21 protein-coding genes and 2 pseudogenes are annotated in these 19,880 nt (G+C 62.8%); 16 read left to right on the plus strand and 7 right to left on the minus strand.

Annotated elements, in window-relative coordinates; translation table 11 throughout:
• The first annotated feature begins 73 nt into the window (after positions 1-73).
• Genes AC4ELH_RS08475 through AC4ELH_RS08515 form a run of 9 tightly spaced genes read left to right on the plus strand, consistent with a single transcriptional unit; the run spans position 74 to position 9,562 of the window.
• Positions 74-931, plus strand: a complete 858-nt coding sequence (locus tag AC4ELH_RS08475; RefSeq protein ID WP_498883954.1) for an MlaE family ABC transporter permease — start codon at positions 74-76, stop codon at positions 929-931.
• A 22-nt stretch (positions 932-953) separates the two neighbouring features.
• Entirely contained in the window at positions 954-2,126 is a 1,173-nt protein-coding gene (locus AC4ELH_RS08480; RefSeq protein ID WP_498883956.1) for an MCE family protein, read from the plus strand.
• Entirely contained in the window at positions 2,123-3,148 is a 1,026-nt protein-coding gene (locus AC4ELH_RS08485; RefSeq protein WP_498883958.1) for an MCE family protein, read from the plus strand. The genes AC4ELH_RS08480 and AC4ELH_RS08485 overlap by 4 nt, the downstream gene beginning before the upstream one ends.
• Positions 3,148-4,230: an MCE family protein gene (locus AC4ELH_RS08490; RefSeq protein WP_498883960.1), complete on the plus strand. Its 1,083-nt coding sequence runs from the start codon at positions 3,148-3,150 to the stop codon at positions 4,228-4,230. Before AC4ELH_RS08485 ends, AC4ELH_RS08490 begins: the two co-directional genes overlap by 1 nt.
• Positions 4,227-5,660 carry an MCE family protein gene (locus AC4ELH_RS08495; RefSeq protein WP_498883962.1) on the plus strand — a complete coding sequence of 478 codons (1,434 nt, stop codon included), beginning with the start codon at positions 4,227-4,229 and terminating at the stop codon, positions 5,658-5,660. Before AC4ELH_RS08490 ends, AC4ELH_RS08495 begins: the two co-directional genes overlap by 4 nt.
• Entirely contained in the window at positions 5,657-7,000 is a 1,344-nt protein-coding gene (locus tag AC4ELH_RS08500) for an MCE family protein (protein ID WP_498883964.1), read from the plus strand. Before AC4ELH_RS08495 ends, AC4ELH_RS08500 begins: the two co-directional genes overlap by 4 nt.
• Positions 7,000-8,559: an MCE family protein gene (locus AC4ELH_RS08505; protein ID WP_498883966.1), complete on the plus strand. Its 1,560-nt coding sequence runs from the start codon at positions 7,000-7,002 to the stop codon at positions 8,557-8,559. The genes AC4ELH_RS08500 and AC4ELH_RS08505 overlap by 1 nt, the downstream gene beginning before the upstream one ends.
• On the plus strand, positions 8,556-9,077 hold the full coding sequence (locus tag AC4ELH_RS08510; protein ID WP_498883968.1) for an Rv2253/PknI dimerization domain-containing protein: 522 nt from the start codon (positions 8,556-8,558) through the stop codon (positions 9,075-9,077). The genes AC4ELH_RS08505 and AC4ELH_RS08510 overlap by 4 nt, the downstream gene beginning before the upstream one ends.
• 47 nt (positions 9,078-9,124) lie before the next feature.
• The gene (locus tag AC4ELH_RS08515) at positions 9,125-9,562 is read left to right on the plus strand and encodes a hypothetical protein (protein ID WP_498883970.1); all 438 of its coding nucleotides are present in this window, start codon (positions 9,125-9,127) and stop codon (positions 9,560-9,562) included.
• On the opposite strand, the gene AC4ELH_RS08520 is transcribed toward AC4ELH_RS08515, so the two are convergent.
• The 4 genes from AC4ELH_RS08520 to AC4ELH_RS08535 all read right to left on the minus strand — a co-directional run bounded on the left by AC4ELH_RS08520 (position 9,527) and on the right by AC4ELH_RS08535 (position 11,532).
• Positions 9,527-10,129 (minus strand): TetR/AcrR family transcriptional regulator, encoded by a 603-nt coding sequence (locus AC4ELH_RS08520; RefSeq protein ID WP_498883972.1) that lies wholly within the window; start codon positions 10,127-10,129, stop codon positions 9,527-9,529. The two genes, AC4ELH_RS08515 and AC4ELH_RS08520, sit on opposite strands and share 36 nt — an antisense overlap.
• A 77-nt stretch (positions 10,130-10,206) precedes the next feature.
• The gene (locus tag AC4ELH_RS08525; protein WP_498883973.1) at positions 10,207-10,704 is read right to left on the minus strand and encodes a hypothetical protein; all 498 of its coding nucleotides are present in this window, start codon (positions 10,702-10,704) and stop codon (positions 10,207-10,209) included.
• Positions 10,705-10,975: 271 nt separating this feature from the next.
• Positions 10,976-11,266 (minus strand): type II toxin-antitoxin system RelE family toxin, encoded by a 291-nt coding sequence (locus tag AC4ELH_RS08530; RefSeq protein WP_498883975.1) that lies wholly within the window; start codon positions 11,264-11,266, stop codon positions 10,976-10,978.
• Complete coding sequence (locus AC4ELH_RS08535; RefSeq protein ID WP_498883977.1) at positions 11,263-11,532, minus strand: type II toxin-antitoxin system Phd/YefM family antitoxin; 270 nt, start codon at positions 11,530-11,532, stop codon at positions 11,263-11,265. The genes AC4ELH_RS08530 and AC4ELH_RS08535 overlap by 4 nt, the downstream gene beginning before the upstream one ends.
• 137 nt (positions 11,533-11,669) lie before the next feature.
• Between AC4ELH_RS08535 and AC4ELH_RS08540 the strand changes: the two genes are divergently transcribed.
• From AC4ELH_RS08540 to AC4ELH_RS08555, 4 genes and pseudogenes are all read left to right on the plus strand, one after another.
• Positions 11,670-12,515, plus strand: a complete 846-nt coding sequence (locus AC4ELH_RS08540; protein WP_498883979.1) for a helix-turn-helix domain-containing protein — start codon at positions 11,670-11,672, stop codon at positions 12,513-12,515.
• Between the two features lie 7 nt (positions 12,516-12,522).
• Positions 12,523-12,891 (plus strand): annotated as a pseudogene (locus AC4ELH_RS08545) (recombinase family protein); the annotation flags it as partial.
• Between the two features lie 1,042 nt (positions 12,892-13,933).
• Positions 13,934-15,331 (plus strand): N-6 DNA methylase, encoded by a 1,398-nt coding sequence (locus AC4ELH_RS08550; protein ID WP_498883980.1) that lies wholly within the window; start codon positions 13,934-13,936, stop codon positions 15,329-15,331.
• Positions 15,331-16,431 (plus strand): restriction endonuclease subunit S domain-containing protein, encoded by a 1,101-nt coding sequence (locus AC4ELH_RS08555; RefSeq protein WP_498883982.1) that lies wholly within the window; start codon positions 15,331-15,333, stop codon positions 16,429-16,431. The genes AC4ELH_RS08550 and AC4ELH_RS08555 overlap by 1 nt, the downstream gene beginning before the upstream one ends.
• A 218-nt stretch (positions 16,432-16,649) precedes the next feature.
• On the opposite strand, the gene AC4ELH_RS08560 is transcribed toward AC4ELH_RS08555, so the two are convergent.
• Entirely contained in the window at positions 16,650-16,811 is a 162-nt protein-coding gene (locus AC4ELH_RS08560) for a hypothetical protein (protein ID WP_498883984.1), read from the minus strand.
• Positions 16,804-17,406, minus strand: a pseudogene (locus AC4ELH_RS08565) (replication initiator); the annotation flags it as partial. The gene AC4ELH_RS08560 and the pseudogene AC4ELH_RS08565, both read right to left, overlap by 8 nt.
• Here AC4ELH_RS08565 and AC4ELH_RS08570 point away from each other — a divergent pair.
• The 3 genes from AC4ELH_RS08570 (at position 17,346) to AC4ELH_RS08580 (ending at position 19,009) form a co-directional block, all read left to right on the plus strand.
• A complete protein-coding gene (locus AC4ELH_RS08570) occupies positions 17,346-17,498 on the plus strand; it encodes a hypothetical protein (protein WP_498884121.1) in 153 nt (50 codons plus the stop codon). The pseudogene AC4ELH_RS08565 and the gene AC4ELH_RS08570 sit on opposite strands and share 61 nt — an antisense overlap.
• A gap of 216 nt (positions 17,499-17,714) precedes the next feature.
• Positions 17,715-18,533: a helix-turn-helix domain-containing protein gene (locus AC4ELH_RS08575; protein WP_498883986.1), complete on the plus strand. Its 819-nt coding sequence runs from the start codon at positions 17,715-17,717 to the stop codon at positions 18,531-18,533.
• Positions 18,534-18,541: 8 nt separating this feature from the next.
• Positions 18,542-19,009, plus strand: a complete 468-nt coding sequence (locus AC4ELH_RS08580) for an NUDIX hydrolase (RefSeq protein ID WP_498883988.1) — start codon at positions 18,542-18,544, stop codon at positions 19,007-19,009.
• A gap of 16 nt (positions 19,010-19,025) precedes the next feature.
• Here the strand turns inward: AC4ELH_RS08580 and AC4ELH_RS08585 are convergent, their stop codons facing one another.
• Positions 19,026-19,559: an HD domain-containing protein gene (locus AC4ELH_RS08585; RefSeq protein ID WP_498883990.1), complete on the minus strand. Its 534-nt coding sequence runs from the start codon at positions 19,557-19,559 to the stop codon at positions 19,026-19,028.
• Positions 19,560-19,880 lie beyond the last annotated feature (321 nt).

Here is a 19,880-nt window from a genome sequence, read left to right on the forward strand (position 1 = left end):
CGGCGTCCGCCGGGACCACCGTCGCCGCAACCGCCGTCGGCACCCACCTGACGGCGAGTTAGCCGGCCACGACATGCAGACGTCGCAAACCGTGCGGGGCACTTACCCGCGGCTTTTCCGAACTTTGTCCATGCCGGGATCCTTCTTGTCAAGCGTGGGTGACAAAACGCTGTTCTTCGGCCGGGGGATTCGTGGAATTCCGTACGCGATGGGCCACTTCCGTACCGAGATTGTGCGGCTGATTGCCGAAATCAGCATGGGCACAGGGGTGCTGGCGATGATCGGGGGAACCCTGGTGATCGTCGGGTTCCTCACCCTGGCCACTGGTGGCACCCTCGCGGTGCAGGGATATAGCTCGTTGGGCAATATCGGCATCGAGGCGTTGACGGGCTTCCTGGCCGCGTTCATCAACGTGCGCATTTCCGCCCCCGTGGTGGCGGGCATTGGCCTGGCTGCCACGTTCGGCGCCGGAGTCACCGCGCAACTCGGTGCCATGCGCATCAACGAGGAGATCGACGCCTTGGAGTCGATGGGCATTCCTGCGATCGAATACCTCATCTCCACGCGCATCGTGGCCGGGATGATCGCCATCGCCCCGTTGTACTCGATCGCGGTGATCCTGTCGTTTGTCGCCTCCCGGTTCACCACCGTGATGCTCTTCGGACAGTCCGGCGGCCTGTACGACCACTACTTCAACACCTTCTTGAACCCGACCGACCTGCTGTGGTCCGTTCTACAGGCCCTCCTGATGGCGATATCGATCCTGCTGGTGCACACCTACTACGGCTACTACGCCACGGGCGGGCCGTCCGGTGTGGGCATCGCGGTCGGCAACGCGGTGCGCACCTCGCTGATCATCGTCGTGTCGGTAACACTGCTGATCTCCCTTGCCGTGTACGGCTCCAATGGCAACTTCAACCTCTCGGGTTAGGGACGCGATGCAGCGCGCGCGGATGCAGCAGAATGTGGGTTTGGGCACCGTCGTCGTACTCGCAGCGGTCGTCGCGATCTGCATAGCTTTGTTCCGGGGAGATTTCGCCGAAAGCGTCCCGGTGACGGTCATTTCCTCGCGCGCAGGTCTGGTCATGAACCCAGATGCCAAGGTCAAGTTCCATGGGGTGCAAATCGGTCACGTCGAGTCGATCGAGGCATTACCTGACGGTCAGGCGGCACTGCATCTCGGAATCGATCCCGCGCAACTGAGTCTTCTGCCGTCCAACGTGCGCGTCGACGTAGCCTCCTCGACGGTGTTCGGAGCGAAGTTCGTCCAACTGATGAGCCCGGCGACACCCGCGGCCGACATCGTGCACCCAGGCCAAGTGTTGCAGGGCGAGCACGTCACCGTCGAGCTCAACACCGTGTTCCAGCAGCTCAGCGATGTCCTGCGAACGATAGAACCAACGAAGCTCAACGAGACCCTGGGCGCGATGTCCAAGGCGTTCAACGGGCGCGGAGCGCAGCTCGGCCAATCGCTGGCCGACTTCGAGCAATTGCTCGCCACGCTGGAACCGAGCCTGCCCAGTCTGAGCCACGATCTCGACACACTGCCAACGGTGGTGACCTCCTACGCCGACGCGGCACCCGATCTGCTCACCACCACCGAGAACGCGACCCGCATCAGCCAGACCGTCCTCGACACGCAAGACGATCTGGACACCTTGCTGGTGAGCGCGACCGGACTCGCCGATATCGGCAACGACGTCCTGAGCACCAACCGTGCGCCTTTGACCGATGTCCTTCACCTTCTGGTCCCCACAACGGACGTGCTCAACCAGTACCACCACACACTGAACTGCTCGATCGCCGGACTCATCCCGCTCGCGACAACGCCCCCGCTTTCCGAACCCGGCATCGTGGTCTCAGCGGGGCTGACCTTCGGCATCGAACGATATCGGTATCCATCCAACCTTCCGAAGGTCGCTGCCACGGGTGATCCCACCTGTCTCGGTATGCCACGTGTGACACCAGGCACGAGCGCACCGTTCCTGGTCGCCGACGTCGGCGCTAACCCGTGGCAGTACGGCAACCAGGGCATCGTGCTCAACTCCGACGGACTGAAACAGCTGCTCTTCGGCCCGATCGACGGACCGCCGCGCAACACCGCACAAACGGGTCAGCCCGGATGACCTCCGCACGCATGACGCTGCTCAAATTCGGGGTGTTCGGCCTGGTCATGACGATCCTCACCACCTGTCTGTTTCTCGTGTTCAGTCAGTACCGCGGAGGTCGGTCCAACGACTACTCTGCAATCTTCACCGACTCGTCGCAGCTAGAGGCCGGTGACTCAGTGCGCGTAGCCGGCGTCCGCGTGGGCACCGTGCACGACGTCACGCTGCAACAGGACCACAACGTATTGGTCACGTTCGACGCCGGCCAACAGGTCGCCCTGACCAACGGCAGCAAGGCCGCCATCCGCTATCTGAACCTGGTCGGCGACAGGTATCTCGAACTGCTGGACGGCCCGGGGTCCACAACCCGGATGCCCCCCGGATCACGGATACCGATCGAGCGCACCGCCCCCGCACTGGATCTTGACCTGCTCCTCGGCGGCCTCAAACCGGTCATCCGAGGACTCAACCCACACGACGTCAACGCCCTCACGTCCTCGCTCATTCAAATCCTGCAGGGCCAAGGCGACACCTTGAATTCGTTGCTGACCGAGACGTCGTCGTTTACCAGCAGCCTGGCCGACAACTCCGCGGTCATCGAACAACTCATCGACAACCTCAACACTGTGGTAGCCACCCTCGCCCGCGACAAAGGCCGATTCTCGGGCGCGATCGACCGCCTCGAACAACTCATCAGCGGGCTATCCTCACAACGGGATCCCATCGGCACAGCCATCGACGCCCTCGACACCGGGACAGCGTCGGTCGCCGACCTGCTCGGCCAGGCCCGCCCAGCACTCAACGGCACCATCGACGAACTCAACCGCCTGGCCCCGCTTCTGGATTCAGACAAAGGGCGCATCGACGCCGCCCTGCAGAAAGCTCCGCAGAACTACCGGAAATTGGTGCGCCTGGGCGCGTACGGCAGCTGGATCAACTACTACATCTGCGCAATCTCGGTTCGCGTGTCCGACCTTCAGGGCAGAACCGCAGTCTTCCCGTGGATCAAACAAGAAAACGGAAGGTGCGCGGAGGGCTGATGCTCAAATATGGCGGCTCCCACCTCGTCCGCGCCGGATTCATCGGCGTGGTGCTCATCGCGCTGGTCATCGCGGTCGGCTTGCAGCCCGAGCGGCTGATAGCGATGGCGACCTCCATCCGCCATCAGGCGCTGTTCACCGAAGCCGGCGGCCTAACCGCCGGATGCGACGTCCGACTATCGGGCGTGAAAGTCGGCTCGGTCACTGATGTTTCACTCCACGACGGCGACGCGATCGTCACCTTCACCGTCGACAGCACTGTCGCTCTCGCTGCAGAAACCAGCGCGGCGATTCGAAGCGGAACGCTGTTGGGCCAACGAATCTTAACCTTGCAATCACACGGAAGCGGGTCGCTTCGATCCGGCGATCTGATCCCGGTCACGCGGACATCGTCGCCATACTCGCTCACCGAAGCAGTCGATGAGCTGACCACCAACACCGAAGGCACCGACACCCAACAACTCAATCAGTCCCTGGACACGCTGTCGGAGACGATCAACCAGATCGCACCTCAGGTCGGTCCAACCTTCGATGGAGTGACGCGCCTGTCGAGATCGCTCAATAGCCGCAACGAACACTTGCGTGCCCTGCTCAAAGGCGCCACCGACCTCACCGGGGTGCTGGCCGAGCGAAGCCAACAGGTGAACACCCTCCTGCTGAATGCCAATGAACTCTTCGGGGTGCTCAATGAACAACGCGAGGCCATTGTCAGTCTGCTGGCAAACACCTCCGCGGTAGCGCGGGAGCTGTCAGGGCTGGTCGCCGACAACGAAAGCGAACTGGCACCCACCTTGCAGAAGCTCAACTCGGTGACCGCCATGCTGGAGCGAAATCGCGACAACATCGCCAAAGCACTTCCAGGATTATCCAAATACCTCATCACTCAAGGCGAAACCGTCGCCAACGGGTTCTACTACAACGCCTACCTACCCAACCTCGTCCCTGGACAGACCCTGCAGCCCTTCTTGGACTACGCGTTCGGATTCCGTCGCGGAGTCGACGCCGGCCAGCCGCCCGATAATGCCGGGCCGCGAGCTGAGCTTCCCTTTCCCCGCAACGGCATTCCGGGAGGTTCACGATGACCCGACGTCGACTATCAGGGGCTCTCGCGGTCGTATTGTTGGTGCTACTCGGCGGGGGAGCAGCTGTCGTGATCAGGCAAACGGTGTTCCATCACAACACCATCACCGCGTACTTCACCAGCGCAACCTCGGTGTACCCCGGAGACGAGGTCCGCGTGGCCGGGGTAAAGGTCGGCACCATCGAGTCGATCACCCCCGAGGGCAGCACAGCCCGCATGGTGTTGGACATCGCCCACAACGTCGACATCCCAGCGGACGCGCGCGCAGTCATCGTCGCGCAGAACTTGGTCGCCGCCCGATACGTCCAGCTGACCCCGGCCTACCGCTCCGACGGGCCGGTGATGGCTGACGGAGCCGTGATCCCCGTCGAAAGAACCGCCATACCAGTGGAATGGGACGAGGTCAAAGAACAACTCACCCGACTGGCGACCGAACTGGGGCCCACGGGCGACACCTCGACGACCGCGGTGGGACGCGTCATCGACAGCGCCGCCGACGCCATGGACGGCAACGGTGCGAAACTGCGAACCACCATTTCAGAAATGTCGTCGGTCGGACGCCTGCTGGCCAACAGCAGCGGCAACATCGTCGAAAACATCGAGAACCTCCAGGCATTCGTGAATGTGCTACGCGACAGCGGAGACCAGATCGTCGAGTTCGAAGGCCGACTCGCCACGTTGACCAGTGTCGTAAGTGACAACCGAAACAACCTCGACGCCGCCTTGACCGATCTGTCCTCCGCGGTGGTCGAGGTGCAGCGGTTCGTCAACGGCTCACGCGATCAGACCTCCGAACAGGTGCAGCGCCTAGCCAACGTGACGCAGAACCTCGTCGATCACCGCATCGACCTCGAGAACGTTTTGCACGTCGCGCCAAATGCGATTGCCAACGCCTACAACATCTACAACCCCGACACCGGCAGTGCGTTGGGCTCCATCGTCACCAACAACATGTCCAACCCGCTGCAGTTTATCTGCGGAGCCATCGGGGCAGTGGAAAACGTCACCGCGCCCGAGACATCCAAACTCTGCGCAGATTACCTCGGCCCGGGTCTGCGCCTGCTCAACGCCAACCACATCCCGTTCCCGGTCAACCCCTATCTGATGAAGTCTGCGAGCCCGGACAACATCGTCTACGCCGATCCCGCTCTGGCTCCCGGCGCCCCCGGCCCGTCACCGACACCGCCCGAGATGCCGGCCATATCCGCGTACACCGGTCTGGCCGGCAACCCGAATCCGGAGCCCGCGGCGGTGGCGCCGCCGTTCACCGGACGAGCACCCGGCACCGCACCTCCTGGCGCATCGCCAGGTCTGATTCCCTCTGTGCCATCCAGCATTTCGGACCTGCTGCTTCCGGCCGAAACGCCAGCGGCACCCTCGGCCCCGCAAACCGCCACGGCACCGTCTAGCGACCAGGCGCCTCCCGCATGACCGATTCGAAACCAGCACTGCGACTGGCCATCATCGGATTCTGCGTCGTAGCCGTTGCGGCGGGCTGCGGATTCAACGGGATCAACTCCCTTGCGCTGCCCGGCGCGGTGGGACGCAGCCCCGACGCCGACACCTATCACGTCCAGATCGCCAACGTGGGAACCCTGGAGTCGAATTCGCCTGTACTTATCGGCGATGTCGTCGTGGGCAGCGTCGGGGCAATCACTGTCGAAGGTTGGCACGCCGAGGTTGAGATTTCACTGAACCATGGCGCCCGGGTACCGCAGAATGCCGTCGCCAGGGTGGGACAGACCAGCGTTCTCGGATCCCAGCACCTCGCCCTGGACCCCCCGCTCGGCGAGCCGCCAACAGGAACCTTGGCGCCCGGAACCACGATTGCGCTCAACGCAAGCTCAACCTACCCCTCCACCGAGGAGACGCTGTCCTCGCTGTCGGCCGTGGTCAACGGGGGCGGACTCGGCCAAATCGGTGACGTCATCCACAATTTCAACGCGGCGCTGTCAGGGCGCCAAGACCAAGTGCGCCAGCTGCTTACGCGCCTCGACACCTTCATCGGCACGCTCGACGCCCAACGAGACAACATCGTCGCCTCCTTGCAGGGTATGAACCGTCTTGCGGCAGACTTCGCCGGCGAGCGCGACGTCATCTCCAGAGCGCTGAACGACATTCCACCGGCGTTGGATGTGCTGATCAAACAACGGCCCCGCCTCACCACCGCTCTGGAACGACTCGGAACGTTCAGCGACACCGCCGCAGGAGTGATCAACGACACCCAAGCAGATCTGGTGCACAACCTGCAGAACCTCGAACCCGCCATTCGGGCACTCGCCGACGTCGGACCGCAGCTCGATACCGCGCTGGCAGCGGCAACGATATTTCCCTACTCGCAGAACCTGATCGATCGTGGCGTGAAGGGCGACTACGTGAACCTGTTCGCTACCTTCGACCTCACCGTGCCGCGGCTCAAACGCACACTGTTTCTGGGCACGCGATGGGGGCAACCCAACGCTGCGCTGACCCCTGCCCCCGGCGACCCCGCCGCACAAAACTACACCTACGCACCACTAATGACCGGCCTGGCTCCGCCGCAGGAGGCGGGGGTGCCGTATTCGCCGCCGTCCCAGGGCTCGCCAACGCCCCCCGCGGGTGGTCCGGTCCTGCCCATCTCACCCCCAATAGACGCACTGCCATCGCAATCACCGCAAGGGGTTTCGCCGCCCATTTTCGCCGGCCCCTATCCCACAACGGAACCTGCGGACGCAAACCCGCCGAGCGCTGCCGATCCACCCAACGATGACCTGCCCGGAGGTGGCCACTGATGTTGACACGTCTGGTGCGTGTTCAGTTGATCGTGTTCACCATCGCCTCGGTCATTGGGATAACGGTGATGGCGATCAGCTACCTGCAGGCCCCCGCGATGCTGGGCGTCGGACGAATCATGGTGCGCGTCGAGTTGCCCAGCGGCGGCGGCCTGTACCGGTTCGGCAACGTCACCTACCGCGGCGTCCAAGTCGGCAAGGTCGTCGACGTTCGAGCAACCCACCAAGGCGCCGAAGCCACCCTGTCGATCGACGCGTCACCGCCAATCCCCGCAGCCCTACACGCTGCGGTTCGAAGTGTTTCCGCCGTCGGTGAACAGTACATCGACCTACAGCCCCGAAACCAGTCGCCACCCTACCTCGGCGATGGTTCGGTCATCGCTATGCAGGACACATCGGTACCCCAAGAGGTAGGGCCCATGCTCGATCAGGTCAGCGCCCTAGTATCGAGCATCCCCAAAGATCGCCTCAGCGACCTCCTCAAAGAGTCATTCACGGCGTTCAACGGGGCAGGAGACGATCTCGGTTCACTGTTGGACTCTTCAGCGACGATTCTGCGCGACGCGCACAATGTCGCGGGCCAAACACGATCGCTGGTCGAGCAGAGCGGCCCGCTGCTTGACGCGCAGGCCCACTCCGCGGATGCGCTGCGCCTCTGGGCGCGCAGCACAGCTGGCATTACCGACCAGGTCGTCGCCAACGATCCGCAACTGCGCGCAGTCCTCGACGCGGGACCCGGTGCGGCTCAACAGGTGTCGAAGCTATTGGATCAAGTCAAGCCCACGTTACCGATCTTGCTGGCGAACCTGACCTCAATCGGTCAGATCGCGGTGACGTACCACCCGTCGATCCAACAGCTCCTGGTACTGCTTCCCCCCTATGTATCGTTCACGCAGTCGGTAGCAGGGTTCAACAACCCCACCGGATTTCCGCTCGGCGACTTCGCACTGACCGCGGGTGACCCACCAGCATGCACCACCGGATTTCTTCCACCCTCGTCCTGGCGTTCGCCGGCAGACCTGTCAGACATCGACACTCCCGATGGGCTCTACTGCAAGTTGCCCCAAGATTCACCTGTCGCCGTTCGGGGCGCGCGCAACTACCCCTGCATGGGCAAACCCGGCAAAAGAGCTCCGACGGTACAACTTTGCGACAGCGACGCCCCTTTCGAACCGCTGGCTCAACGCCAGCACTCATTGGGACCCTATCCGCTCGATCCGAACCTGATCTCCCAGGGCATTCCCCCTGACGACAGGGTCACCGCCGATCAAAACATCCAGGCACCCGTCGAGGGCACCCCACTTGCGCCCGAGACCACACTGCCTGCCGCAGCGCCGCCGACCCCCTCAGACCCTGCTATTGGCGCAGGCCCTGAGGTCACCGGTCCTGCCCCGGCCGCGCCCGCTGGCTTATCCTCGACCCCAACTGCCGAGCCGGAAGTGGCTGTGGCCCAATACGATCCCGCCACCGGACGATATGCCGCACCCGACGGACACCTCTACACGCAATCCGAACTCGTGAAACCGGCCACCACCTGGCAAGAGCTGATGCCCCGATGACATCTCGGACATCTCGCCTGCTCGCGATCATCACCGCGTTCGTCTTGCTGACCGTATGCGTTGCTCCCACGGTCGCGGGACCTGCTTCCGCAGAAGGCGATACGGCGATGAATGGAACATTCATCGCGACCGAGAACGGGCAGTGGGCGAAGACGAATGACGTTTACCGCGACGAAGCGGTTGTTACCAGTACCTGGACGGTGACTTCGAGATGCGACACCCCGGTGGACTGCTCTGGCCGTGTGAATAGTGACCAGGGATGGAGTGCCGACATCGCCACCAGCAGCGGACTGTGGTTCCTCAAGCGCGAGGTACCCGATTGGGAACGCTGCGCGGACGGGACGTCAGCCCCAGGCCAACAAGTCTACCGGTTCTACCCAACCGATGCGGAGGGATTTCAGACGCCCGGATCGCCTATTTGGTCCGGCGAAGTCATCACCACCGGACCCAGCGGAGCCTGCGGCGTCAACAGATCGCTTGTCATCCGGATGCCGCTGACGTTAATCAAGACTCGATGAAACAACAACGCTGACCGGCCTTCAAGGCGGCGTCGTCGGCGCACACAATGAAGACGACCGACACGGCTCGGCAAGAAGTCGGGACCGCCCGTGGAACGCTCGATTCCGCAGTGGCAGTGGCGATCTGGGCTATAGTGTTCATCGGCCTATGCCCCTTGGCGTGGTGGGCGGCGCCGCTGGGTGCAGTGGTCGCAGTTCTGGTGGTGATATTCTGGATTCCACTGCGGGCGGAAGTGTTCGCAGAGCTGATCGAGGGCTGTTACGACTTATACCGCAGTGCGCAGCCAAGGAAGCTCTACGTGACCACCATTGACCTTAATGCGTTTCTGGCCGAGCGCACTCGCTATCTGGTCGACGCCGCGGCCCGGCGGGCCTCGCGCGTCGACTTCGGCGCCGCTCGAATACATCTCGAGGCGCGTGTCGTGCAGCTCCTCATTTTCCAGGCCAGGCTACGAGAGCCCCGCCGCAGCGGCATCCCACCGTGACGTATGCGCGGGGTCATACAGCGGGCTGTCCACGTATCGCTCGAGATGCGGTCGCAGCATGATCGTGCCGACCCGCAGAATCAGTGGCAACAGGTTCGCCCACACGGGATCGAGGTCGTCAGGTAGGAGGCCCTGTGCTGAAAAGCTGGCGCCCTGTGCAGCGCTGATCGCATAGAGCCCGTCGAAGATCACGCTGCCGACCGCGCCACCCTCGGCCAGGGCCCTGCCGATGTAGTCCATGACATCGGGGTTTCTGTACATCAGCTCGGCGAATCGAGTTCCGGCGTCGGCGGCCTGGTCCGTCGCGCCCGCCTCGGCTTCCCCGTGGTTGAGGGCATCACCGAAGATGGACAGCACATTGCGATCAATGCGCTCGATCAGTTGGCTCTTGGTGGCGAAGTAGTGCTGGATGAGGCCCAGGCTCACCCCGGCTGTCTCGGCAATTGCCCGCAGTGATGTGGCCGCGATGCCATGCTCGGCGAAGCACTTCATCGCGGCATCGCGGATCTGCTCCGGCTTCGTCGCCTTCTCCTGGCCCGGCCGGCGGGGGAGGGGTCCGTCATCCATCACCGTCAATCCTCCCAGACGTCGAGAGGAGGCCGGTCCAGTGCGGGCATGCGCTGATGAGGCGCCCAAAGCCGCGCTCACCGATCCAGGTGCACACTCACCGACTGATTTCGGACGTCCGCAAGGGCGCGCCGAGCGTCGTCGAGATACACGTAGCTCGTTGCCTGCCCGTAGAAGCGTGGATGGCCCGGAACGGATGCGCAACCCACCCGTGGCCAGTCTGGATCGATCGCGTCCGATGACACCAGTCTGTGCCGTGGTCTCGCGGCCGAGGACAGTGCCGGCATCAGCACTAGCCCCGCCGTCGTGGGGAGCATGGTGTGAATGGTCTCTGCAACGGCCCATGCCCGCAGGGCGGACTCGGTTTCAAGCCGGTCATCGACTACCGCGTCCAACACCACCAGCAGGGTGCTGATGGGCATCCCGCCGGTGAAGTCGTCGCTTTCGTCCAACTCGGGATCCAACCATTCCTCGTCGAAAAGCTCGGCGAAGGTCGCTGCGCGGGCCCCGAACAGCGGCAGCCGTTTCGGCGGGGCTCTCGTAACCGGCTTGGAGGATGAGGAACTGCACGACACCCACCTCGGCCTCCGGGGCTCCAGGGTGGGCGTCAAGGGCAGACATCCGAATGCGTCCCCGCCACTCACGGCACCCCGACAGCGACGCCCAGGCGTCGGTGGTCTCGTGATGCATTCGAGCGGCGCCGAAGTCGACGCGCGAGGCCCGCCGGGCCGCGGCGTCGACCAGATAGCGAGAGCGCTCGGCCAGAAACGTATTGAGATCAATGGTGGCCACGTAGAACTTCCTTGGTCTCATCGGGGACGCCCATGACTGCCCGCCATCATTTCGTCACAGTGACGAATTAGCGTGGTTGATAGGCGCGTGTGCTCGGTGCTCGATCCAGCCGATGTACAGAGCGTGCTCATCGGGGAGGGCGCGGAACGTGACGCGGTAACCGCCCCGGCGCGCTACCCGCCAGCCTTCCAGCTCGAACCGCAGCGGTTTGGACATGACATACGGGTCGCTCGGCAACGTCTTGGTGATGAACTCGGCAATTGCCGCGGCCACCTTGTGCGGCAGCTGCTCCAGCGTCCTGATCGACCCCGGCGACAATTGAACCGACCAGAGCTGATCGCTCACGTGAGTCCGTAGCGGCGTCGCAACTCGTCGCCGGAGACGGTGTTGCCGGCGGCGTAGTCCGCGTCGGCCTGGCGCAGACCGTCAACCACGCCGGGAGTCGTTAGCGCGTACAGAGTTTCGGTCAGGGACTCCAGATCGTCGGCAGACATGATGACCGCGGCGACGCGGCCGTGACGGGTGATCTGAATGACTTCGTGAGTGCTGTCGGCTTCCTCAACGAGCGCCGAAAGCTTGTCCTTGGCTTCACTGAGCGGTACGGTTCGCATTGGCGAATTATAGCCTGATTACTGGCCACTGAATAGCCCAGAATTTAGCCGATAATGGAGATTATGTCAGGTAGCGCCTTCCGAATATGGAAACTGATAGTTGTCAGTATCCGATGTGATGGTTCACAATGGCAGTCATGGCCTTCCCTTCAACAACTCATCTTGGCCGGCTGATCGATGAGTATTTGCGGCGTCACAGCGCGAGCGTGAGCGGGCTGGCTGAGCGCATCGGCATTAGTCGCCAGTCCCTGCGGCAATGGCGCGTCGGCGAATTGCGTTCCCTCCCAACGAAAGAAAACCTGACTGCCGCAGCGATGGAGATCGGCTGCTCCTACGTCGAACTTCTTGATGCCGCTCTGCGTGATGCGGGCTACCTCGACGCTGGTGACACCGTGGCGGTTGACTCGACGTCAATGACCGCAGGAGCTGCCTATATCAACAGTGTGATCGTCTCAGAGCGCGTTTCGGGGCCGGCGAACGAGCGGGTGCGTGAGTGGGCGCGCGGGCCGGGGATCTGGACGATGGCGCACCGCGGCTACAGCGGATCGCGGCGTCTGGATCTGTGGGCCTACCGCGACGAAGCTGCCGCCCTGGCAGCCGCCGCGACGCTTGGGATGGAATGCGGCCTCGACGAGGATGACGTAGCAGCGAAAGCCTATGCGCGGCAAGACTATCGGGCAGTTATCGACCGTCACCGTGAGACTGCGCCTGACTGGCAAATCCTTACCGTTGAACTCGTGTATTTCATCGGAGAGGACGGAGAGCTCATCGCCACGTCGGCCGGTATTAACCCCGATACCTTCCCGACCGATGTTGGTGGCTTGGATAGAGACGATGAAGAGTCCGGCCTCGCGGAAGGGGACGAAGAGTTCCGCGAAATCGTCGAGATGGTCTCGTCGGGACAGGCGGCACTCATCGCTGACGCAGCGGACGCGATCGCCGCCGCCATCCGGTCTGACGCGGACACGCTGGTATCGACCTGATGAGCTTCGGTCCAGCGTGGATCGTGACGTCGCCGCGTTGGCTGCCCAGTTGGAGGCTGATCAGGCGCGTCTTGACGAGCTGGCCGGACTCTATGCGGAGGGGGCGGTGTCGGCACGGGAATGGATCGCTGCCCGCGACCCCATCACCGACCGCATCGCCCAGACCCGGCGCGACATCGCGAAGGCCACCGACACGGGCTCGGTGATGGACTTGGTGGGAACCGGCGCCGTACTACGAGGCGAGTGGGATGACCTCGACATCGACCGCCAGCAAGCGATTGTGAAATCAGTGCTTGATCACGCCGTGATCGCTCCCGGCACTCCCGGCTCCCGCAGCCTCGATATCAATCGCGTCCAACCCCACTGGCGGATATAGGGGCAACGGGATCAAGGTGGGGTCATCTCTCGGCGGGAACTGCGGTGAGGAGTCGCGGGTACCCCCGGCATGTCCGGAGACTCTGATGTATCCTGGGTTCTCCGGAATCTCTGAGGCGATTCAGATCAGAATGCCGTTGGGGGATGCCGTCGGAGAGAACTGTGGCGCGGTTGTGCTCCAGCAGCGCATTCTGGTCGGTCCTCACCAAGAAACGTGGGCTGAACCGGCCATCCGGCTCACCGCTGCACGACGACCTCGTGCAGCACGCAGGCCACAAACTAGGAGTGGCTGGCCGATATCCCCCAACACCACACCGACGAGCGCAACCCCACCTGTGCGCCATCAAGGACGTGTACAGGACTATTGGTTCTTCGGTTGACCCGCGAATGACGTCCTCGCTTGAGGTGGCCGGCCTCGATCATGCCGTGGCCCTGCGTTCTCCTGGAGTGACCACCGTTCAACCCGACAGGGGTAGTCAATTCAGGTCACAAAAGATCGTCTAAGCAATGTTGCACAACGGATTACACGGATCGTTGGTCCGTCCGGGGCAAAGCCATGGGGTCGTTCTTCGCCTTCTACAATGCAACGTGCTCAACCGGCGAAGCTTGCCCCGGAGCCGAAATAGGCCGGGCGATAGTGACTTGATTGAGCGGACATACCACCGACGGCGCCGGTAACGCACACTTTCGGCAGGCTCGCCCCGATAGAGTTCGAACGGGTCTACTAACTAGTCGTAACCGCGACCCAGAACATACCCCCGAGTCAACTGAACCCCGGGCAATCCCACAGGCTGGTTGTTCGGAACTTGTGTGGGCGGTCGCCATCCCTCACCGCTCGCCACGACCTGAACCTAGGATAGCCGGCAGGCAGATGAGCCCTCGAATATCCCCAGCTTGGGTGCAGGTGAATTGCGTCCAGAGCGAAGACAGCACACTAGATGAGCCATTGGTCACCGTCGGCGGGTCTATGAGGATGCAACGGTGCCTGGTCGATACCATCAACGTCATGACCGCCCGCCTGACCTCGTCGTGCCATGACTAGCGTGCGCACGGAGACCGAGACGGTCATAAAACGGATTCTGCCCTACCTACGGCGCCGAGGCTACGATCCCGAGACCGACATCGACTTCGAAACGCCGGTGCAGGACCTTGAGCGTTACACCAAAGGGTACGTCGATCTCTTGGTCAACTGCGGCAACAAGCGGCCGCTTTTTGTGATTGAAGCGAAAAAGAACGGTAAGCGGCTGACCCAGGCAGACGCCAAGCAAGCATTGTCCTACGGTCGGTCGGTCCAAGCCCCATTTGTAGTGGTGACTAACGGCGAAGTTGTGCAGGCCTTTAACACCGTCACGGGTGACCCGCTACGGTGGAACGGCAAGCTCGCAGACAAGATCCCAAGCAAGGATCAGGTCAAGGGCGCAGTGGCCGCGCTGCGACGCAACAAGCGGGCGGTCGACGTACCGTTGGGCGACGGCGACGAGTCGCTACCCTTTCGCCCTTCACTGCCGCTTCCCAAACTCAACGATCTGTTCTCCAGGTGCCACAACAAGATTCGTAACATCGAGAAGAACGAGGAGACAGCGTTCGCGGATTTTTCGAAGCTGTTGTTCCTGAAGCTGTTGGAGGAGAAAGCTGACAGCTCCGAAGGTTTCTCGCTGCCGTACTCATACCGGTTCTGGGAGCTGGCTGAACACGCGGACACGCGAGCAGATCAGGTCAAGCATGCTGTTGATCAAATGTTGACCGCGATCCGGCGCATGGGTTTTGGTGATGTGCTCGCCGAGGACCTCCACCTCCGCCAACCAGCGACCTATCAGTACATCGTTCGAGAGTTGTCGAAGGTGTCGTTCACCGACAGTGACCACGATGTGAAGGGCACCGCCTTCGAGTACTTCGTTCGTGCCACTCTCAAGGGTAAGAAGCTCGGACAATACTTCACGCCGCGGCCTGTGATCGATCTGATGACGGACCTCATCGGGCGCGACGCTATCGTTGCCGCGCTGCGGGTTGGGGACGACGTGAGGGTGTTGGACCCGGCCTGTGGCACGGGAGGGTTCCTGGTCTATGCCCTGAACTCAGGGTTGGCGCAGATCGATGGCATGCTCGCTCGGAGGAAAGTGACCAGGGCGACCGCAGACAAGCTCAGGGCGCGACTAAAAGCGGAGGTGTTCCATGGCTGTGACGCGAATGAAGGGGTCGCAGCCTCTGCGAAGATGAACATGGTGGTCGCTGGCGACGGCCACACCAACATCGTGTGCGAGAACTCAGTGCTGCCCACCGCGAAGGTGTGGCCGATGGATGCTGGCGGAGAGTACGACTTCATCCTCACCAATCCACCGTTTGGAACAACAGAACGCGACTCCCTCTCGCCCGCGCAGGCGAGCAGATATCCCGTCCCCCGAATGGACGTGGGCAGCACCTTTTTCTGCAACGTATGGTGATGGCGACCAAGCCTGGCGGTCTCATCTGCACCGTGATCGACGACGGGCTGTTGAACACGGAGTCGGGAGTGGGGCTGCGACTGTGGGTGATGCAGCATGCTGATCTCCTGGCCGTGATCCAACTACCTGACGTGACATTTAAGCCAAACAAGATCAGCGTACGCAGCAGTATCCTTCTGCTGCGCAAGAAGGAGAGCGCCGACATAGATCTGTTGAGCACGTACCCGATTGCCTTCGGCGTAGTCGACAATCTCGGCTACCACGGGACCGGTGAGCTGATTCGTGGTTTCGACTTTGCCGCGGTTCGGGACTCGCTTGCGGCGGAGTTCGACAACCACGGAGCCGGTCCATTCCGCGAGGGGCCCTCGTGGCGTGTATTTGATGTGCCATCGACAGAAGTAGCGGCCGACGCCACACGGCGATGGGATCGCAAGTACTGGGAACCGGAGGTGCGCTGCCGAACCAGTGACCTCATCGCCTCCGATAATGCGCAGTTGGTCGCGCATCTCAACACGATCACCACTATGCGGGGAAAGAGCCCGTCGGCATCGGCCTACGTGGATGCCGACGACGGTTACGCGGTCGTTGTCAAGGCGGGCAGCTGCATCACCCGGTACGGCACCGTGACCCTTGAGGGGGCGGACTGGATCGAGAAGCAGGCTTACGAGGACATACCGTTGAGCTGTCACCTCGAACCCGGTGACGTACTGCTGAGCTCCACTGGCACTGGGACACTCGGTAAGTGTGCTGTTTGGGGAGAGGGCACTCCCGCGGTGGCAGACTCCCACGTGACGATCATGCGTGTGGACCCCGAGGTGATTGACCCGTTCTACCTCGCTGACTACCTGCGTGCCGGTTTCGGGCAGGAGCAGATCCAGCGGCTATATACCGGCAGCACAGGTCTGATTGAGTTGACCACCGACCACGTAAACTCCATCGTGGTGCCCCTACTTGAAGATGTCGACATGCAGCGGAAGCTCTCGAAAGAACTGCGCGCCGCAGAGTCGACTTATGAGGTGTCTATTGAGGCTGCGCAAGCTGCGCTCGCGGGCGTCCGTAGTACGTTCGACCATCGGACCTACGCCCAGGAACCAGGCTAGTCACGGTTGTGCGTTTCTCGGGTCTCCCTCGTGGCCGATCCGAGGTTCCGTCGACGGTCGGTCACTCTGAGTTGCTGCCTGCATGCGCTCCGCGGTTAGCCGCCCGCGACGCGGCCCTTGATATCAGTTGTCAGCCAACGAAATTGGGCTTATGCCCAAGAGAGGGACAACGCAGACGTTGAGGCTTCTCCGTGCGCTCGGATGTATCGGCTCGCTGCTCAGCGCAGCAGGGTGGCGATATCGGCAAGAACAGCAGGGTTGGTGATGGTGACCGGTAGTTGTTGCCGCTCACAGGATCGGACAAGCCACACCGTGAATTCGTCATGACTATAAGACTTTTCGCGTTGCTGCCCGGTGGCCTCGGTCTGGGGGCTAGCCATCGGGCACCTCGATAGGAGTGTCACGGTTTGGTGGTTGTCGTGCCTCGCGGGCGGTATGGCGCTGCTGGATGCGCCGCAGCGCGGCACTGATAATCAGGGTGCGCTCACCGAAGCTGGTATGGCCGGCGCGGTCGAACTCCCACGCGGCCAGATCGTCCTCGGCGACAGCGCGATTGGAGTCGTGACGCAAGCTTGAACTAGGTTGTTGTGCGGCACTTTTGGCGTGTTGTTCGCGGGTCCAGGTGGCGCGGCGTTCACGTAGGGCGGTCATGGTGGTGGAGTAGCGGCGCGATTTGCTGGCGATGTGGCCGCGGAATCCCAGAGTGTGCAGCCACCGTCTGATCTCGCTGAGTCCTTGGTCTGCGAGGTCGCTGATGGTGGTCAGGAGGGTCCGCACATGCTCGGACACATCCAGGTCGCTGATGGCTTCGGTGGAGAGGCGGCGGGCGCTGATTCCGAGGTCGATCAGGGATTTGGTGACGTATTTGGCCAGATAGCGCGCCACCCGCCGCCCTGACGGCGACCGACGGGCAGGTGAATTCTGCGAAGAGCGGAATCCCGGTGGCGGTGTCGACTTTCGGGCTGCCGGTCTCGAAGTTCAACCGCGGCTCGGCAGCACGGGTGACGATGAACCGTGTCCCTGACGTATCGATTCTCAAACGCATTGTCCTGTATGTCCTCTCGTGAAATGAATGCGGCGGTCAGGCGCTGAACTCAGTTCACGTGGACACCGCGGACCTAGCCAGGGACATCTAGCGGCATTGCCGACATCGCTGCGGACATTTTGGACATGGCACCGACATACCTACCGACATCTGGAGGCAACTACTGCCACCGACGCGCGACGATCGCATGGCAAACTGGAAGCCACGCGCTGGCCATAGACGTAGACGACACCGAAAGATGTGCGCTGAGACGATGGACGATCACGACCAAGCCGACGCAGCCGCGATCCCCAACAATCGCCTTATACAGCGGCTGCAAGCCAAGGGACTGTCCCCGCAGCGATTCGCCACCGCGATGGGCGTGGATGTCAAGACGGTGCGCCGCTGGCTGGCCAACATCGACTACAACATCCGCGAGGACAACGCGCGGCGCGCCGCCACGCTGCTCGGCTGCACCCCGCACGATTTGTGGCCCAACCAGTACCCATCCTCCGCGGCAAGCGCACTGGCGACCATGTCACCCAACAGTGGGCCGTTCACCGCGACCCTGTACGCCAGCCGAACCCAGCTGCCGATCACCGCGTGGCAGCAGCATTTCGCTGACGCCACCACCAGCATCGACATCCTCGTCCTGGCCGCCACGTTCCTGTTCGACACCCTCGACGGATTCCTCGACACCCTGCTCGACGCCGCCGCCCGCGGCGTGGCGGTGCGATTCCTCGTCGGTAACCCCGACACCACCACCATGATCCTGCGCGGTCAGGAGGAAGGCATCGGCGAGGCCGTCATTGCCCGCTGCCGCACCTCAGTCGAACTGCTCACCCCACACGCCGACACCCCGGGACTGCACATCCGCACCCACAACACGACGCTATACACGTCGATCTTCCGCGTTGATGACGCCATGATCGTCAACTTCCACATCTACGGCTCACCCGGGCGCAACAACCCCGTCCTCGTGCTATCGCGCCACCACGAACCCAGACTCTGGGCCACCCTCGAACAGGCCTTCACCCAGGTCTGGGACAACGCCACACCCCTGACCCTGAAAGGCTGACACTCTCGATGCGCACCGACTACTACAACGCCCCCAACGCCCCCTCACCCAACAGCGTCGTCCCGTCCGCCTCGGCGATCGTCACCGACGAACAAGGACGAATCCTGCTGATCAAACGCCGCGACAACACCCTGTGGGCGCTACCGGGCGGCGGACACGACATCGGCGAAACCATCTCCGACACCGCCGTAAGAGAAGTCAAAGAAGAAACCGGGCTCGACGTCGAGATCACCGGGCTCGTTGGTGTCTACACCAACCCGGGCCACGTCGTGGCGTTCACCGATGGTGAAGTCCGCCAACAATTCTCCTTGTTGTTCACGACCAAGGTGCTCGGCGGCACTCTGGCGATCGACGAGGAAAGCACCGACATCGCCTGGACCGATCCCGACGACATCGCCGGCCTGGATATACACCCATCGATGCGGCTGCGCATCGAGCACTACCTCCAGCACCGCGACACCCCCTACCTGGGCTGACCTGGACCCGCACCGGTCAGAGCCAGTCGCGCACCCGCCCCACCGCAGCCAACAGCTCTTCGCGGCCTGCATCCACCGCCCGGTGCACCGGATCCTGCGGCCCGTACCGCGCCAATACCTCGTCAAGACGGTCCTCGGCCGACACCGGCGACCCGTCGGGTCCGGTCGTCAAATCGCAAAATGTCAACGCATCCAGAACATCACAGGGTGGTTCGCTGAACGCCGACAGCCCGGAGACACCCCGCTCGGACGCCTCCAAATGCGCGCCGGTGTGGAACGCCACCAACGATGCGACCAGCTCGCCAAAGCCAGCTGACCGGGCGAACACCGCACCGTCAAGGGGATGAAAACCGCTCCGGCGCACCGAGGGCGCGTAGCCGATGTCATGCAGCCACGCCGACGCCACCAAACACTGCCCAGCCTCGCCATCGAAGTGTCGCTCCAATCGCTCGGCCGCAGCAGCCACCCCACGCACATGCGCCAACCGCCCAGGCTGCCCAGCCAGCCGTGCCTCAGCTTCCCGCCGTGCCCGCTGCTCCGCCCCGCTCATACCGGCCAGCCTACGAGCCCCACCCCAACACCGCAGCGTCTGCACCGCAGTCCTCCTGAGCGTCCAGACCCCGAGTCCCCATCATCCGGCGGCTACCTGCGGGCTTCGCTTCGCTCCCTGTGCTCCCGTCCGCTGGCGCTCCCGTCCGCGCCGGTCGCTGCACTTCGCCCTCCGTCCACCGCCAACCGCCAAGCGATTCCCTGTAGAAACCGCCGCTGACCTGCGATGTGAGAACTTTCTTTACTGGTATCAAGCTTGCCGCTGGTGGTGCGAGGAATAGGGCCTGCGGCGACGAGACGCACGTCCTCGGTAGTCCCATTG

The organism is Mycobacterium shunyiense, from assembly GCF_058270075.1.